The following is a 13608-nucleotide window of genomic DNA, read 5'->3' on the forward strand; positions in this document are numbered from 1 at the left end:
CATGACGGCTCCCCTGAGCGGTATCAAGGTGATCGAGATCGGCACGCTGATCGCCGCGCCGTTTGCCGCGCGGCTGATGGGCGAGTTCGGCGCCGAGGTGATCAAGATCGAGGCCATGGGGCAGGGCGATCCACTTCGCAAATGGCGAAAGCTGCACGAAGGCACGTCGTTGTGGTGGTACCTGCAATCGCGTAACAAGAAATCCCTGGCCCTGGACCTCAAGTCCGCCGAGGGCCTGAGCCTGATCAAACAGCTGCTCGGCGACGCCGACGTTTTGATCGAAAACCTGCGCCCCGGCGGCCTGGAAAAACTCGGCCTGGGCTGGGACGTGCTGCACGCCCTCAACCCCAAGCTGACCCTGGTGCGTATTTCCGGCTACGGCCAGACCGGCCCCTACCGCGACCGCCCAGGCTTCGGTGCCATCGGCGAGGCCATGGGCGGCATCCGCTACACCACCGGCAACCCGGACTCGCCGCCGGCGCGGGTCGGTGTGAGTCTCGGTGATTCCCTGGCGTCGTTGCACGGCGTGATCGGCGCGCTGATGTCATTGCTGCGGGTCAAGACCGGGCAGGGCGACGGGCAGATTGTCGACGTGTCCCTGGCCGAAAGCGTGTTCAACCTGATGGAAAGCCTGGTGCCCGAATACGACATGCTCGGCCATGTGCGTGAACGCAGCGGCGGCGCCTTGCCGGGTATCGCACCGTCCAATACCTACCTGACCGCCGATGGCGCCTATGTGGTGATTGCCGGCAACAGCGACCCGATCTACAAGCGCCTGATGACCACCATCGGCCGCGGCGACCTGGCCGAAGCGCCCGAGTTTGCCCACAACGATGGCCGCGCGGCGAAGAGTGGTCTGCTGGATGCGGCGATCACCCACTGGACCAGCAGCCTGCCCATCGACCAGGTACTCAGCGCTCTCGAAGCCGCCGAAGTGCCGGCCGGGCGCATCTACTCGGTGGCCGATATCGTCAGCGACCCGCATTACCAAGCGCGCGAGATGTTGCTCAACGCCGAGCTGCCGGGCGGTGTGTCGGTGAAGATGCCTGGCATCGTGCCCAAGCTGTCGGAAACCCCCGGCGCTGTGAACTGGCAAGGTCCCACACTGGGCCAGCATACGGATGACATCCTTGGCAGCCTGGGCCTGACGGTTGCCGATATCCAACGCCTGAAAACCTCGGGAGTGGTGCAATGATTACTGACTATTCAGACCCGCTGATCGTGCAGGAAGTGTCCCCGCGCGATGGCCTGCAAATCGAACCGACCTGGGTCGAGACCGCCGACAAGATCGCGCTGATTAACCAGCTGTCCCTGGCGGGTTTTTCGCGCATCGAAGCTGGTTCATTCGTGTCGCCCAAAGCCATCCCCGCGTTGCGTGATGGCGAGCAGGTGTTCCAGGGCATCCAGCGCAAACCCGGGGTGATCTATGTGGCGCTGATCCCCAACCTCAGGGGCGCCCAGCGCGCCATCGAGTCTGGAGCGGATGAACTGAACCTGGTGATGTCGGCCAGCCAGACCCACAACCTGGCGAATATGCGCATGCGCTGCGAGGCATCGCTGGCGGCATTCGGCGACATCGTGAGCTATGCCAGCGAGCACCCGGTGCGCCTCAATGCGAGCATCGCCACCACCTTTGGTTGCCCGTTCGAAGGCAAGATCGATGAAGACCGCGTGCTGCAAATTGTCGACGCTTATCTGGAGTTGGGCATCCCGGGCATCAGCCTGGCCGACACCACCGGCATGGCCAACCCGCGCCAGGTGGAACGCCTGGTCAAGCGTGTGTTGCAGCGTGTGCCTGCGAGCGACCTGACCCTGCATTTTCACAACACCCGCGGCCTGGGGTTGTGCAATGTGCTGGCCGCCTATGAAGCCGGTGCCCGTCGCTTTGATGCGGCGCTCGGTGGCCTCGGCGGTTGCCCGTTTGCGCCGGGGGCGTCGGGCAATATCTGCACCGAAGATCTGGTCAACCTGTGTGAAGAGGTCGGGATTCCCACCGGGATCGACCTGCCGCACCTGCTGAAAATGTCCCGTCGCTTGCCCGACCTGCTCGGGCACGAACTGCCCGGCCAGGTGGCCAAGGCCGGGCGCAACTGCGATCTGCATCCGCCACCGGCGTACATCGCCACGCTGTAACGCCGCACCAGACAACAAAAACAATCGGGCGCCTGTGAGCAGCCCGCTGGAGAGAAACCCATGAGCACTAATACGTTAGAGGCCGGCGCGCGCCCGGCCGCTGAAATCGATGCCGAAAAAGCCCTGGTCAGCAAGGTCGCCTGGCGCCTGATGCCGCTGATCATGGTGTGCTACCTGTTCGCGTTTTTTGACCGCATCAACATCAGCTTTGCCAAGTTTCAGCTGCAAGCCGACCTGAGCCTGAGCGATACCGCCTACGGCCTGGGCGCCGGCTTGTTTGTGGTGGGCTATGTGATTTTCGAAGTGCCAAGCAACATGATGCTCTACAAGGTCGGCGCGCGGCGCTGGATCGCGCGGATCATGATGTCGTGGGGCCTGGCCACGGCGGCCATGGTGTTTGTCACCGCCGAATGGCAGTTCTATGGCCTGCGCTTCATCATCGGCGCGATGGAGGCGGGTTTCGCGCCGGGCGTGCTGTATTACCTGACGCTGTGGTTCCCGCAGCACTTCCGTGGGCGCATCACCTCGATGCTGTTTTTGGCGTCGGCCTTCGCCGGTCTGGTTGGCGCACCGTTCTCCGGCCTGGTGTTGGAGCATCTAGACGGCGTGCTGCAGATGCGCGGCTGGCACTGGCTGTTTCTGCTCGGCGGCTTGCCGTGCATCGGCCTGGGTTTCCTGGTGCTGACCTTGCTCAAGGACCGCATTGAAGACGCCCATTGGCTGACGGCGGCGGAAAAGGCCTTGCTGTCCAGCCGTATCGCCAAGCATGAGCCGAACCAGCACGGTGGCTCGCTGCTGTCGGCGATTCGTATTCCTGGCTTTTTGATGCTCGGGTTTATCTATTTCCTGATCCAGGTGGCGTCCTACGGCCTCAACTTCTGGGCGCCGCAACTGATCCGCAGCGCTGGCACCCAAAGCCCGGTGATGATTGGTTTGCTCACGGCAATTCCTTATGTGTGCGGCGCGATCAGCATGGTCGTGATCGGGCGTCTGTCGGATGCCACCGGCGAGCGTCGCAAGTTTGTCTGCGGCCTGGTGGTGCTGGGTGCGGTGGGCTTCTTCAGCGCCGGGATTTTTGCCGACCACACCACTTTCCTGATTATCGCGCTGGGCATGTTGGGCGCGGGCATCATCGCCTCGATCCCGACCTTCTGGACCTTGCCACCCAAGCTATTGGCCGGCGCCGGTGCTGGCGCGGCAGGCGGGATTGCAGTGATCAATACCCTCGGCCAGTTTGGCGGCATTGTCAGCCCGGTGATGGTGGGGCGGATCAAGGACCTGACCGGCAGCACCACCCCGGCGCTGTATGTGATTGGCGTGTGCGCGCTATTGGCTGCCGCGCTGCTGCTGTGGGGCCTTCCGCAAAAGTTACGCACGCTGGACAAGGGCTGATCAGCCTGCGGTAGCCAGTGCCCGGGTCGGCGTGGCGCTGAACTGAATCAACGCCACGCCGCCGATCAACAACAACGCCCCCAGCACCCGGGGCGTTGTCAGTTGGCGCTGCGCCAGACCGAACAGCCCAAAGTGGTCGAGCAAAAGCGAAGCCAGAATCTGCCCGGCCATGGCCAGGGCAATAAACCCCGACGCGCCCAGCTTGGGCAGCAGCATCAACGCCAGGGAAATAAAACACACACCGAATGCGCCACCGGCCCACATCCACAACGGCGCCTTGCTGATAAAGGCCAGACTCGGCAGCGGCAAACGAAGCGCGATGATCACCGGCAGCAGCACGATGATGCTCACCAGCAGCGACGCCAATGTGGCCCATAACGGGTGGCCGAGCCCGCGCCCGAGGTTGGCATTGATTGCACTTTGAAACGGCACCACCGCGCCAGCGAACACGGCCAACGCCAACAGTCCTGCCCAATGCAACGTCGTCATTTTGAATCTCCCAGAGGTTTTGCTGGACTCTAGGCTATTCGTCGCGCAAATTTAAATTCCAAGTTCTTATGCCGAGCATGCAGCTGATGAATGATCTGCGCCGCATCGACCTCAACCTGCTGGTGATCCTCGACGCTTTGCTCAGCGAGCAACATGTCACCCGCGCGGCCGAGCGTTTGCACCTTAGCCAGCCGGCGGTCAGCCATGCGCTGGCGCGTTTAAGGGATTTGCTGGGTGACCCGCTGCTGGTGCGCCAGGGCGGCTCGCTGGTGCCGACCGCCCGCGCCCTGGAGCTGGCGGCGCCATTGGCTGAGGCGCTGGCCCAGGTGCAGGCGCTGCTGGCGCCGAATCAGTTCGACCCGGCCTCGGCCAAACGCAGGTTTCGCGTGGCGATGTCGGACTACAGCGCGGCAATATTCCTGCCGGATCTGGTGCGCACGTTGCGCCGTGAGGCACCCGGCATCGACCTGCAGATCATCCAGGCCAGCCGCGAAGGCATGGTAGATGGCGTACTTAATGGCGACCTCGACCTGGCGGCCGGAGTCTTCCCTGACATGCCGGCCGAACTGCGGACTACACCATTATTCGAAGAACACTACACCTGCCTGGTGGACCGCAGCAGCCTGCCGGACAGCGGCTTGCTGGACCTGCCCACGTACTTGTCGCGGCCACATGTACTGCTGGAAATGCGCGGCAGCGGAACCCCGGAAATCGAGCGGGCGCTGACCGCGATCCGCGAGCGCAGGCACGTTGCAATCAGCCTGCCGCACTGGGGCGTGGCACCGCAGTTGATCCAGGGCACCGACCTGATTCTGACGGTGTCGTCCCGGGGCCTGTTGGCGATCGACCCTACACATCTGCTGGCTCTGCCGCCGCCTTTCCATATCCCCTCGTTTGCCTTCGAGCTGGCCTGGCATGCGCGGCGGGGTGGGGATTCGGGTTTGCAGTGGTTGATAGGGCAGGTGCAGGGTCTTTTGAAGTAGCTTCGTCGTGGCTTCATCGACGACCGTTCGTCGCACTGGCGAGTTTTTTCTAAACCTTTGCCGCCCATGAAATTCGAATTCAGGGCGGGGTGTAGTCCCCGCATTTATTTTTGTCCTGGAGGAACCCATCATGAGCCGCATGGCTATCCGGTTACGCACCGCCAGTTTCGCGATGCTGCTGGGCCTCGGCGCCAGCAATGCTTTCGCCCAGTCGCCGGCTGAATTCATCGAGCAGGCCTCGGCCAAAGGCATGGCCGATATCGAAACCAGTCGCATGGCCCACGCCAAGACCTCGTCCCAGGAAATCAAGGACTACACCATCGAGGTGATCAACGAGCGCACCCTGGCTAACCAGCACCTGGCAGCCATCGCCAAGAAGCTTGACCTGCCTGTGGCGCCGCGCGAGAAGATCGTCGACAAGGCCGAAACCCTGATGCCCGAACTCAAGGACGGCGACTCGTTCGACGCCGCCTACACCGCGCAGCAGGTCAAGGAAAACGAAGACGCCATCGCCCTGTTCAAACAGGAAGGCGCCGCGTCGGATGTGCCGGAAATAAAAGCGCTGGTGGATGAGACGCTGCCCAAGCTGGAAGAGCGTCTGCAAAAAGCCCGTGCCTTGGCATCGACCTACGGTAAAGGCCATCAAGGCGACGGTTGAGTCCGTTACTTGATCGATAAAACGGCGGTTGGATTATCTCCAACCGCCGTTTTTTTATGCCTGATTCAGGTCCGTCTTGATCTGCGCCGCATCGTCGGCCGCCGCGCCGCAGCTGCTGTTGAGGCTGACGGTGCCGGTTTTACCGATGCTGCGATATTCCTGACGCAGTTTTTCCAGTTCTTTGCGGTCCAGGCCGTCGAGGCTCAACACGGCATTCTGCGCATCCTTGGAGACGCGCAGCAGCTCATCGATCTTGATATGCAGAATGTCGTTGTCGCGGTTTTGCGTGTTCTGGATCAGGAACACCATCAGGAAGGTGATGATGGTGGTCGAAGTGTTGATGATCAGTTGCCAGGTGTCGTTGTAGTGGAAATACGGCCCGCTCAGGCTCCACGCCAGGATCAACGCCACCGCTGCGTAGAAGGTGCGGGGGCTGCCTGCCCAGCGCGACAGGGATTGCGAGATTGCGGAGAATTTCATGACCGTTTTCCTAAATGGGTGGGTGATGAAATGATGGACCGCAGCGGCGTGCTGAAATTTCTTTTTACAATTGGCTCGTTTTCTAAAACCTCAATTCGGCCTGGTCCGGGCCTTCCAGCGCCAGCAAATACTGCTTGGCTGCCAGCCCGCCGGCAAACCCGGTCAGACCGCCCGACGCGCCAATCACGCGATGGCACGGCGCAATGATCGAGATGGGGTTACGCCCGTTCGCCGCGCCCACCGCCCGCACGGCTTTGGGGTTGTCGATCTGGTGGGCGATCTGGCTGTAACTGCGGGTTTCGCCAAAGGGGATGGTGAGGAGTGCCTGCCAGACCCGCTTCTGGAAGTCGGTGCCGGCGAAGTCCAGTTCCAGTTCGAACTGTTTGCGCGTGCCGTCGAAGTACTCGCGCAACTGGCGTTCGGTTTCCAGCAGCACCGGGCTGTGGTTGCTCTCGATCAACTCACCCAGGCGCACACGGTTGGCCCGTTCGGTTTCCCACAGAATGGCGCCAAGCTTGCCATTGCGCGCCACCAGGGTGAGCACACCGACCGGGGAGGGCATGAGTGTGTATTCGTAGGGCATGAGCGGGCTCCTGGATGGGCGGGTGTTGTTGCACTCTACGGCAGCCCGCACCACTGAAAACTTCGTTTCTTGCGGTTGAATTCGAGATGATCAATGCTCTTTTTGCAGCACCTTCAGCGCTGCCGACGCGAGGAAACCCGAGCGGCTTTTTTCCTCGGGATGGTGCAGCACATATTCATCAATACGATTGAGCAGATAGCCCGGCAAAGTGATGTTGAGTTTCTGCGCCTTGCCCAGGTATTTGGTCACATCGATGTCGACTACCGCCCACGTGCAGCCGGCGTACTGTGGGTTGGCTGCATGCACGGTGACTTTCTGCGCGCTGGGAATCGGCGCGCCGTCTTCCGCGAGAATCTCGAAGTGCCCTTCGATGGCCTCACGGGCCATGGCCATGGCGTCATCCAGGTCGTCACCCGCCGAGTAGCAGCCAGGAATATCCGGGACTTCCACGCCCCAGGCATGGTTTTCGTCGCCGGTTGAAATTGCGATGGGGTACAGCATGTTCGTTGTCCTCCACGGACGGTTAACTCAGCAGAGCCTGTTTCAGAATGCTCTTGGCGGTCTTGTCCAACAGGTCCTTCTTGGGATGGGGAATCGTCACCAGCCCCGGTTTTGTCGGGTGCTTGAAATGGTGGTGGCTGCCCCTGATGCGGGCCAGGTACCAGCCGTCCGCGACGATATGACCAATCAGATATCGGCTATCCACATCACCTCCTTGTGGTGTGTGTTGGTGGAGACTATAACTACTGAAATTAAATTATCAACACTCTACCTACCGACGGTCGATGACCGGTGTTTCGGTAGACGGTAAATGGAGTGTATGACTGCGCAGGAACGCTGCCCGGAAGAGGTATTGCGAGGTTTTGCGAATACGTTAGCGAGTGTGTAGTGCGTCGCCAATAACGGCGAGAAAAGCGTCAACCAGCACACTGCGCCTTTGCGCCGGGGTCAGCACTAACAACTGCGCGCACGCATCTACTTCCACCAAGGGCCGGTACGTGACGCCTTTGTTCATCAGGCTACGGGTGCACGCCGGCACCAGCGCCACGCCTTGCCCGGCCGCCACCAGTGCGATGATCGAGGTGATCTGTCGACCGGTCGGCCCCGCGCGCAAGGGTACGCCGTGTCGGCGGTACAGCTGCTCGATGGACTGGTTCAGCCCCGAACCATAATCAGCCGGAAACAGGATCAACGGATAGGCGCCCAACTGCGCCAGGCTGACCTGCGCCTGACAGGCCAGCGGGCTGTCGCTGGACACGGCCGCCACCAGTTGCTCCTCACCCAGCGACAAGGCTTGCACCTCGTCGTTTTGCGGCAGCAGCCGGCTCAAACCGATATCCAGACGCCCATCGGCGACCTGCGCACCGAGGCTGCCGGAGGCGCATTCCACCAGGGTCAATTGCACATCGGGAAAACGCTGGGAGAAGGCCTGGATCGCCTGGCTGAACAGGTCCGACAGGGCGATCGAGCTGACGTACCCCAATGCCAGTTGCCCAGCGGTTCCGGCGGCCAGTTTACCGGCGATCACTTGCGCCAGTTCCACCTGCTCCAGCACCCCACGGGCGTAGGGCAAAAACGCGCGGCCCTGGGTGGTGAGAGTCACGGTGCGGCTGGTGCGATCGAACAGCTTGAAACCCAACTCCGCCTCCAGCGCGGAAATTTGCCGGGTCAAGGGGGGCTGGGCCAGATGCAGGCGCAGGGCGGCGCGGCCAAAGTGGAGTTCTTCGGCGACCGTCAGAAAGTAACGCAGCTTGCGTAGGTCGAGCATCCTGGTCCCTGGGTATTGATCGGTCGCAAATCGGTATTGGTTTGCGACCCGCCGGCCATTCTATAAAGACCTCTCAAAATAAGACGAGAGGTTTCATGAAACTGCGCCTGCATTGTGCCCGCCTTGCCCTGTTCCTGTGTGGCTGCGCGGCGTTTCTTAACCTCTATGCCACCCAGAGCATCCTGCAGACGTTTGCGGCGCAGTTTCAGATCAGCGCCAAGGACGCAGGCTGGAGCATCACCGTCACCACCCTGGCGGTGGCGATCACTGCGCCTTTTGTCAGCCGCGTTACCGGGCGTTTCGAGCAGCGGAGGGTGATTTGCGTGGCGGCGTTGCTGCTGGCGGTACCGGCGCTGATGACTGCCTATGCCGCAAGCTTTGCCGAAGTGCTGGTGTGGCGGTTCGTTGAAGGCATGTTGATACCGGTGGTGTTTGCCACCAGCGTGGCCTATATCGGCGATCGCTGGCAGGGTGGCACGGTCACCGAGGTGACCAGCCTGTATGTCGCGGGCACCGTGCTGGGCGGTTTTGCCGGGCGTTTCGTCACCGGGGTGATGACCGAGTATGTCGGCTGGCGTGAAGCTTTTGAGCTGCTGGCGGTCTTGAGCCTGATGGTCGGCGGGTTTATCCAGTTTCTGTTGCCGGCCAATCGACCCCGTGCGGTGCAGATCAAAGCGCCTTCCTCGGGCATTTTCCGCAAACCGCTGTTGGCTGCGTACGCCGTAGGTTTTTGCGTGCTGTTTTCCCAGGTTGCGGCGTTTACCTACGCAGGTTTGTACCTCGGCCTACCGCCGTTCAGCCTCGGGCCTGCAGCCTTGGGCACGCTTTACATGGTGTTCCTGCTGGCCTTGATCGTGATTCCCATCGCCGGCCGACTCAGCAAAGCCCGACCCCATGCCGAGCTGCTGACCATCGCCGCCGTACTCGGCGTGAGCGGCTCGGCCCTGACCCTGCTGCCGTCCCTGTGGTGCATCGTCGCCGGTCTGGCGCTGAGTTCTACCGGCGTGTTCCTGGCTCAGGCGGCCGCCAATGCCTTCACTACGCTGAACGCTGGCGACAACAAGACCGGTGCGGTGGGGGTGTATCTCACCTGCTACTACCTGGGCGGCAGTTGCGGGGCCATCGCTCCGGCGCTGATCTGGGAGCGCTGGGGCTGGGCCGGGTGCGTGACGCTGATTATCGGTTTCCAACTGCTGACCCTGCTGATCGCCTTGACCGGCTGGAAATCCCCCAAGCCTGAGTTGGTTCCTACGCCATGAACGACACTGTCGCTGTGCCCGCGTCCGAAACCCCCACCCGCCGGCGCGCCTTGTTCGCCGGTTGCAGCGCCCATGCGGTGCACGATGGCCTCACCGATGTGATCTATGTGTTGCTGCCTATCTGGCAGGCTCAGTTCGGTTTGTCCTACGCCCAGATTGGCCTTTTACGCGGTGCCTATTCCGGGATGATGGCTGTGTTCCAACTGCTGGCCAGCCGCGCTGCTCGGCGTTGGGGGCGTACACCCCTGTTGGTCGGCGGTACTGCGCTGGCCGGTGTTGCCTACCTGTTAGTGGGCCAGGCGACCGGGCTGACCCTGTTGCTGGTGGCGCTGCTGCTCGGCGGTTTGGGTGCCAGCACCCAGCACCCGCTGGCGTCCTCGATGATCACCGACGCTTACGAGGAAGGTGGTCGGGTCAAACAGGCGTTGTCCCAGTACAACTTCTCCGGTGATATCGGCAAAACCCTGATCCCCGGCCTGGTCGGGTTGCTGCTCACCGTGATCAGTTGGCGGGCCAGTGCCACGCTGCTGGGGCTGCTCGGCCTGGCGGCGGCGGGGCTGTTGTGGTGGTTAATTCCTACGCAATCATCCGAATCCGCTTTAACAAAAAAGGCCAAGCCCCTCGGTGGAAGCGGCTCCGCCACCGGCCTGCGCGCGCTGATTCTCACCGGCACCCTCGACAGTGCCGTGCGCATGGGCTTCCTCACCTTTCTGCCCTTTCTGCTGCAAGCCAAAGGCGCGGGCACCGCCGGTATCGGCCTGGCCCTGACCCTGCTGTTTATCGGCGGAGCATTCGGCAAATTGCTCTGCGGCTACCTGGGTGCACGCATCGGCATGATGAAAACGGTATGGATCACCGAAACCAGCACCGCCCTGCTGATCGTCGCGGCGGTTTACCTGCCGCTCAGCGGGTTGATGGTGATGCTGCCGCTGTTGGGTTTGGCGCTCAATGGCACCTCATCCGTGCTGTACGGCGCCGTGCCGGAGCTGGCCGGCGCGGGCAAGCGGGAGCAGGCGTTTGCGCTGTTCTACACCGGCACGATTGGCGGCGGGGCGCTGGCGCCGGTGGTGTTTGGCGGGGTGGGGGATGCGCTGGGCGTGCCGGTGGCGGTGATGGTGTTGGCGGGGGTGTTGTTGGTGACGTTGCCGTTGGCGTGGGTGGTGGAGCGCAGTTGCACGCTTAAATAATTGACTGGTTCGCGACATGACCTGCCCGGGCAAATAGATCAATGCCGAGGGAGCGAAGTACCTTGAGCACTGTTTCAAAACGAGGCTTCGCACCCGGAGAAAATGCCTTGTAAAGACTTTCACGCCCCATGCCCGTATCGGTGGCGAGCTTCGTCATCCCGCGGGCTTTGGCCACATAGCCGAGCGCCCGGAGAAATTCCTCATTGTCGCCGTCGGCCAAAACCTGAGAGAGGTATTCGCTGATGGCCTCGTCACTGTCGAGCAACTCGGCCATGTCAAATGTCGTTAATGTTTGAGTCATGATCAAATCTCCTTTGCTAGTTTTCTTGCTCGTCGGATATCGGCGTCTTGCGAAGATTTGTCGCCGCCGGCCAGCAATATGACGATCTTTCTACCGCGTAGAGTGAAATAAACCCGATAACCCAAGCCGACATCTATCCGCATTTCTGAAATGCCTTCGCCAAGCGTTTTGAAATCACCCAGGTTGCCCATAGTGGCTCTTTCGATACGTCGACCAATTGCGATCTTGGCTCGCAAATCGCGTATGGCTGAATGCCAGTGAGTGAAGGTATGGGTTTGCCGAATCGAGTAGCTCACAGGACCTCACACGGGCTTAATGTATCCATTTGGATACGGCTTGGCAATAGGGATGACTGACAGCAAAGGTGGGGGAGAATGCTGCGAGCGCGCCTCGGTTTCAAACGCTTTTAAGGGTTTTCCTATTGCCAAATCTTGCGGGTCGCTACGAAGCCTTTGAGTGGCTTTTGAACCTTGCGGTATTGCCTACGCAACTATCAGAATCGTCCGAGTTGTGCGCCTTGGGCGAGCTCTTTAAGGTTCGTTTGCCGCTGCCCATCAGCGGTCGGGTTTAGTAGCCTGTTGAAAATTTTTCCGGCGTACGACTGTCCTTACAGTCAGGCACTTTCATGCCTGTGCTTATTGGTGGCTGTACGTAGGGCGTCTTCGGGCGCGCCGGTTTTCGGATTAATTTTCCCGGTCTACTAACCTGCGTACAGCTGCCACCCTTACCCCTTGGGTGGTAGTCCTTACCGAGGATCAACAGATGTGTAATGACGCATGTAATCCAACCGTAAAACTGTTCAGCGTCCGCCCGGAGGTCAACACTGAATCGTTGCTCGCCAACGCCTACGAGACCATCGCCGGCGCCGGCGCGATGACCAACGAGTTCGCCGAAAGCCTGCCTTCCCAACAGCGCTATCTGGCCCTGGCCATTCAGCAGATGATTGAGTTGGGGCTAATGCTGGTCGAAGCGGCGCAGGACCGCGTGGACCGAGCCGCGTAAGATCTTTCGCGCACTGCACCAGGCTTGCCTTCCCAGGCCGCCCATACCAAGGGGGAGGGGAGCCAAAAATCTACAGCCTCTTAAAGATTCGACGTCAGCGAAAACGGAATGCGTAACGCACCAATAGGCCCTTCCCGCACACCGCACATTTCATCGTGGACGCAGTGCTGCACCAGCACGCAGGGAAACGGCGGGACCCGCTGCAACAGATCACGCAAGTGGGTAGTGGAGCCGATGCGCAATGGCTTTCCATCATCATTCATCAGCGTCTTCTGTTCGTGACCCAGGCTGATGCGCGCCAGGTAGAACCCGCCCTCCAGCGACAGCAACTCCAGTTCACGTACCTCGCCTTTCACGGCCAGCTCAGTCAGCGTTTGCAAATTCATGACTCACCCTCATTGGCGGCGAAAAAACAACGTGACCTGGCCCCACTCCACGCCGAACTTGGACATGCTCGAACGGTTGATCATCGTGTCCTCATCCATCAGGTACATCCAGTCGTCAAAGCTGACTTCGTACACCGAACCGTCCACCGGCAAATTGAGCCTGTAGCGCCAGCGCAGCGCGTTACCCGCCACCTCGCCGATTGCCTCGCCCACCACATCCCCGGCCCGCCCGCACCAGCGTCCCGGGCCGTCCGGCGTCAGCGTCCACACGCGTTGCTGGCGCGTGCCATCGCTGTACAGGAAGCGCTCGTCGAGGATCAACGCGTCGCCCTCTTGCCGGCTGGCAATCGTCACCTCAAAGCGCTTGGCCACTTCCCCCGAGCGTTTCTGGAAAATGCCCCAGGCCTTCACGGGTTTGCTGAAAAAGCGCTTGAGGTCCAGCTGCGGTTGCTGGTCGGCGTAGTGGCCGACTTCGACATTGCTGCAACTGGCCAAGCTCAGTGCCAGCAACATTGAAACCAGTAGACGGGTCATGGCCTGGCTCTTCGATTGGGCGAGGCGACGCGCCTGCGCTCGAAGCTTGATACTTGTACAGAAAAATGAGTTTGTACAGGTTTGTGGTCGCTTCATTTTATAAAATGAAGCGGTTTGGCAGGCAAATCCCAAATCCCGCCCATAAAAAAACCGGCCACCTGGGGCCGGTTTTTTTACGCATCCCCCGCCAAAACCAACCTGACGCAGGAGCAAAATTTGAGTGGAGCGGGTAGAGGGAATCGAACCCTCGTCGGAAGCTTGGGAAGCTACTGTTCTACCATTAAACTATACCCGCTCAGAGCGGCTGACTTTGTACCAGATGTTCGCTTGGATTTGAAGTTTTTCTTCTAAAAATATGCAGGTGTGGCGAGGCAGCTTGCTGCCGCTGGAGTGCGAAGCGCTCCCAAATCAGTGGGGCTGCTTCGCACCCCAGCGCAAGCAAGCTTGCTCGCC

Annotated in this window: 18 protein-coding genes and 1 tRNA gene; 8 read left to right on the forward strand and 11 right to left on the reverse strand. The window is 60.9% G+C overall.

The window, feature by feature from the left end; all coding sequences use genetic code 11:
• The first annotated feature begins 1 nt into the window (after window position 1).
• Genes AC0IYH_RS21095 through AC0IYH_RS21105 form a run of 3 tightly spaced genes read left to right on the forward strand, consistent with a single transcriptional unit; the run spans window position 2 to window position 3525 of the window.
• Window positions 2-1195 (forward strand): CaiB/BaiF CoA transferase family protein, encoded by a 1194-nt coding sequence (locus AC0IYH_RS21095; RefSeq protein WP_471836032.1) that lies wholly within the window; start codon window positions 2-4, stop codon window positions 1193-1195.
• Window positions 1192-2133 carry a hydroxymethylglutaryl-CoA lyase gene (locus AC0IYH_RS21100; protein WP_471836034.1) on the forward strand — a complete coding sequence of 314 codons (942 nt, stop codon included), beginning with the start codon at window positions 1192-1194 and terminating at the stop codon, window positions 2131-2133. The genes AC0IYH_RS21095 and AC0IYH_RS21100 overlap by 4 nt, the downstream gene beginning before the upstream one ends.
• A gap of 60 nt (window positions 2134-2193) precedes the next feature.
• A complete protein-coding gene (locus AC0IYH_RS21105) occupies window positions 2194-3525 on the forward strand; it encodes an MFS transporter (RefSeq protein WP_122772884.1) in 1332 nt (443 codons plus the stop codon).
• Here AC0IYH_RS21105 and AC0IYH_RS21110 read toward each other — a convergent pair whose 3' ends face one another.
• The gene (locus AC0IYH_RS21110; RefSeq protein ID WP_116628261.1) at window positions 3526-4014 is read right to left on the reverse strand and encodes a DMT family transporter; all 489 of its coding nucleotides are present in this window, start codon (window positions 4012-4014) and stop codon (window positions 3526-3528) included.
• 77 nt (window positions 4015-4091) lie between these two features.
• On the opposite strand from AC0IYH_RS21110, the gene AC0IYH_RS21115 reads away from it, so the two are divergent.
• Together AC0IYH_RS21115 and AC0IYH_RS21120 are read left to right on the forward strand one after the other, a co-directional pair.
• Complete coding sequence (locus AC0IYH_RS21115; protein ID WP_471836037.1) at window positions 4092-4997, forward strand: LysR family transcriptional regulator; 906 nt, start codon at window positions 4092-4094, stop codon at window positions 4995-4997.
• A gap of 130 nt (window positions 4998-5127) precedes the next feature.
• Window positions 5128-5655, forward strand: a complete 528-nt coding sequence (locus tag AC0IYH_RS21120) for a DUF4142 domain-containing protein (RefSeq protein ID WP_016975135.1) — start codon at window positions 5128-5130, stop codon at window positions 5653-5655.
• Between the two features lie 54 nt (window positions 5656-5709).
• On the opposite strand, the gene AC0IYH_RS21125 is transcribed toward AC0IYH_RS21120, so the two are convergent.
• The 5 genes from AC0IYH_RS21125 to AC0IYH_RS21145 all read right to left on the reverse strand — a co-directional run bounded on the left by AC0IYH_RS21125 (window position 5710) and on the right by AC0IYH_RS21145 (window position 8486).
• Window positions 5710-6135: a low affinity iron permease family protein gene (locus AC0IYH_RS21125; RefSeq protein WP_116628259.1), complete on the reverse strand. Its 426-nt coding sequence runs from the start codon at window positions 6133-6135 to the stop codon at window positions 5710-5712.
• 82 nt (window positions 6136-6217) lie between these two features.
• Window positions 6218-6718 (reverse strand): methylated-DNA--[protein]-cysteine S-methyltransferase, encoded by a 501-nt coding sequence (locus AC0IYH_RS21130; RefSeq protein ID WP_471836039.1) that lies wholly within the window; start codon window positions 6716-6718, stop codon window positions 6218-6220.
• Between the two features lie 90 nt (window positions 6719-6808).
• Window positions 6809-7219, reverse strand: coding sequence for a type II toxin-antitoxin system HicB family antitoxin (locus AC0IYH_RS21135; protein WP_116628257.1), 411 nt, complete (start codon window positions 7217-7219; stop codon window positions 6809-6811).
• A gap of 22 nt (window positions 7220-7241) precedes the next feature.
• On the reverse strand, window positions 7242-7424 hold the full coding sequence (locus AC0IYH_RS21140) for a type II toxin-antitoxin system HicA family toxin (protein ID WP_012722731.1): 183 nt from the start codon (window positions 7422-7424) through the stop codon (window positions 7242-7244).
• Window positions 7425-7592: 168 nt separating this feature from the next.
• A complete protein-coding gene (locus tag AC0IYH_RS21145; RefSeq protein WP_122772889.1) occupies window positions 7593-8486 on the reverse strand; it encodes a LysR family transcriptional regulator in 894 nt (297 codons plus the stop codon).
• 95 nt (window positions 8487-8581) lie between these two features.
• On the opposite strand from AC0IYH_RS21145, the gene AC0IYH_RS21150 reads away from it, so the two are divergent.
• A complete protein-coding gene (locus tag AC0IYH_RS21150; RefSeq protein ID WP_471836040.1) occupies window positions 8582-9745 on the forward strand; it encodes an MFS transporter in 1164 nt (387 codons plus the stop codon).
• A complete protein-coding gene (locus AC0IYH_RS21155) occupies window positions 9742-10932 on the forward strand; it encodes an MFS transporter (RefSeq protein WP_471836041.1) in 1191 nt (396 codons plus the stop codon). The genes AC0IYH_RS21150 and AC0IYH_RS21155 overlap by 4 nt, the downstream gene beginning before the upstream one ends.
• Here the strand turns inward: AC0IYH_RS21155 and AC0IYH_RS21160 are convergent.
• Both AC0IYH_RS21160 and AC0IYH_RS21165 read right to left on the reverse strand, forming a co-directional pair.
• Window positions 10925-11233 (reverse strand): addiction module antidote protein, encoded by a 309-nt coding sequence (locus AC0IYH_RS21160; RefSeq protein ID WP_471836043.1) that lies wholly within the window; start codon window positions 11231-11233, stop codon window positions 10925-10927. The two genes, AC0IYH_RS21155 and AC0IYH_RS21160, sit on opposite strands and share 8 nt — an antisense overlap.
• A 2-nt stretch (window positions 11234-11235) precedes the next feature.
• Window positions 11236-11529 carry a type II toxin-antitoxin system RelE/ParE family toxin gene (locus tag AC0IYH_RS21165; RefSeq protein ID WP_471836045.1) on the reverse strand — a complete coding sequence of 98 codons (294 nt, stop codon included), beginning with the start codon at window positions 11527-11529 and terminating at the stop codon, window positions 11236-11238.
• A gap of 466 nt (window positions 11530-11995) precedes the next feature.
• On the opposite strand from AC0IYH_RS21165, the gene AC0IYH_RS21170 reads away from it, so the two are divergent.
• The gene (locus AC0IYH_RS21170) at window positions 11996-12235 is read left to right on the forward strand and encodes a DUF6124 family protein (protein WP_122772891.1); all 240 of its coding nucleotides are present in this window, start codon (window positions 11996-11998) and stop codon (window positions 12233-12235) included.
• Window positions 12236-12315: 80 nt separating this feature from the next.
• On the opposite strand, the gene AC0IYH_RS21175 is transcribed toward AC0IYH_RS21170, so the two are convergent.
• The 3 genes from AC0IYH_RS21175 to AC0IYH_RS21185 form a co-directional block, all read right to left on the reverse strand.
• Complete coding sequence (locus AC0IYH_RS21175) at window positions 12316-12621, reverse strand: DUF6482 family protein (protein WP_122772892.1); 306 nt, start codon at window positions 12619-12621, stop codon at window positions 12316-12318.
• Window positions 12622-12630: 9 nt separating this feature from the next.
• The gene (locus AC0IYH_RS21180; protein ID WP_471836046.1) at window positions 12631-13155 is read right to left on the reverse strand and encodes a DUF3833 domain-containing protein; all 525 of its coding nucleotides are present in this window, start codon (window positions 13153-13155) and stop codon (window positions 12631-12633) included.
• Between the two features lie 221 nt (window positions 13156-13376).
• Window positions 13377-13450, reverse strand: a tRNA-Gly gene (locus AC0IYH_RS21185).
• Window positions 13451-13608 lie beyond the last annotated feature (158 nt).

It is taken from the genome of Pseudomonas sp. AC463 (assembly GCF_979253585.1).

Excerpts from the sequence above, each read along its gene's own strand:
- AC0IYH_RS21105 (WP_122772884.1), top strand. The coding sequence starts at position 2,194 with ATGAGCACTAATACGTTAGAGGCCGGCGCGCGCCCGGCCGCTGAAATC.
- AC0IYH_RS21120 (WP_016975135.1), top strand. The coding sequence starts at position 5,128 with ATGAGCCGCATGGCTATCCGGTTACGCACCGCCAGTTTCGCGATGCTG.
- AC0IYH_RS21175 (WP_122772892.1), bottom strand. The coding sequence starts at position 12,621 with ATGAATTTGCAAACGCTGACTGAGCTGGCCGTGAAAGGCGAGGTACGT.
- AC0IYH_RS21150 (WP_471836040.1), top strand. The coding sequence starts at position 8,582 with ATGAAACTGCGCCTGCATTGTGCCCGCCTTGCCCTGTTCCTGTGTGGC.
- AC0IYH_RS21180 (WP_471836046.1), bottom strand. The coding sequence starts at position 13,155 with ATGACCCGTCTACTGGTTTCAATGTTGCTGGCACTGAGCTTGGCCAGT.
- AC0IYH_RS21115 (WP_471836037.1), top strand. The coding sequence starts at position 4,092 with ATGCAGCTGATGAATGATCTGCGCCGCATCGACCTCAACCTGCTGGTG.
- AC0IYH_RS21100 (WP_471836034.1), top strand. The coding sequence starts at position 1,192 with ATGATTACTGACTATTCAGACCCGCTGATCGTGCAGGAAGTGTCCCCG.
- AC0IYH_RS21125 (WP_116628259.1), bottom strand. The coding sequence starts at position 6,135 with ATGAAATTCTCCGCAATCTCGCAATCCCTGTCGCGCTGGGCAGGCAGC.
- AC0IYH_RS21110 (WP_116628261.1), bottom strand. The coding sequence starts at position 4,014 with ATGACGACGTTGCATTGGGCAGGACTGTTGGCGTTGGCCGTGTTCGCT.
- AC0IYH_RS21160 (WP_471836043.1), bottom strand. The coding sequence starts at position 11,233 with ATGACTCAAACATTAACGACATTTGACATGGCCGAGTTGCTCGACAGT.
- AC0IYH_RS21145 (WP_122772889.1), bottom strand. The coding sequence starts at position 8,486 with ATGCTCGACCTACGCAAGCTGCGTTACTTTCTGACGGTCGCCGAAGAA.
- AC0IYH_RS21155 (WP_471836041.1), top strand. The coding sequence starts at position 9,742 with ATGAACGACACTGTCGCTGTGCCCGCGTCCGAAACCCCCACCCGCCGG.
- AC0IYH_RS21170 (WP_122772891.1), top strand. The coding sequence starts at position 11,996 with ATGTGTAATGACGCATGTAATCCAACCGTAAAACTGTTCAGCGTCCGC.
- AC0IYH_RS21135 (WP_116628257.1), bottom strand. The coding sequence starts at position 7,219 with ATGCTGTACCCCATCGCAATTTCAACCGGCGACGAAAACCATGCCTGG.
- AC0IYH_RS21130 (WP_471836039.1), bottom strand. The coding sequence starts at position 6,718 with ATGCCCTACGAATACACACTCATGCCCTCCCCGGTCGGTGTGCTCACC.
- AC0IYH_RS21095 (WP_471836032.1), top strand. The coding sequence starts at position 2 with ATGACGGCTCCCCTGAGCGGTATCAAGGTGATCGAGATCGGCACGCTG.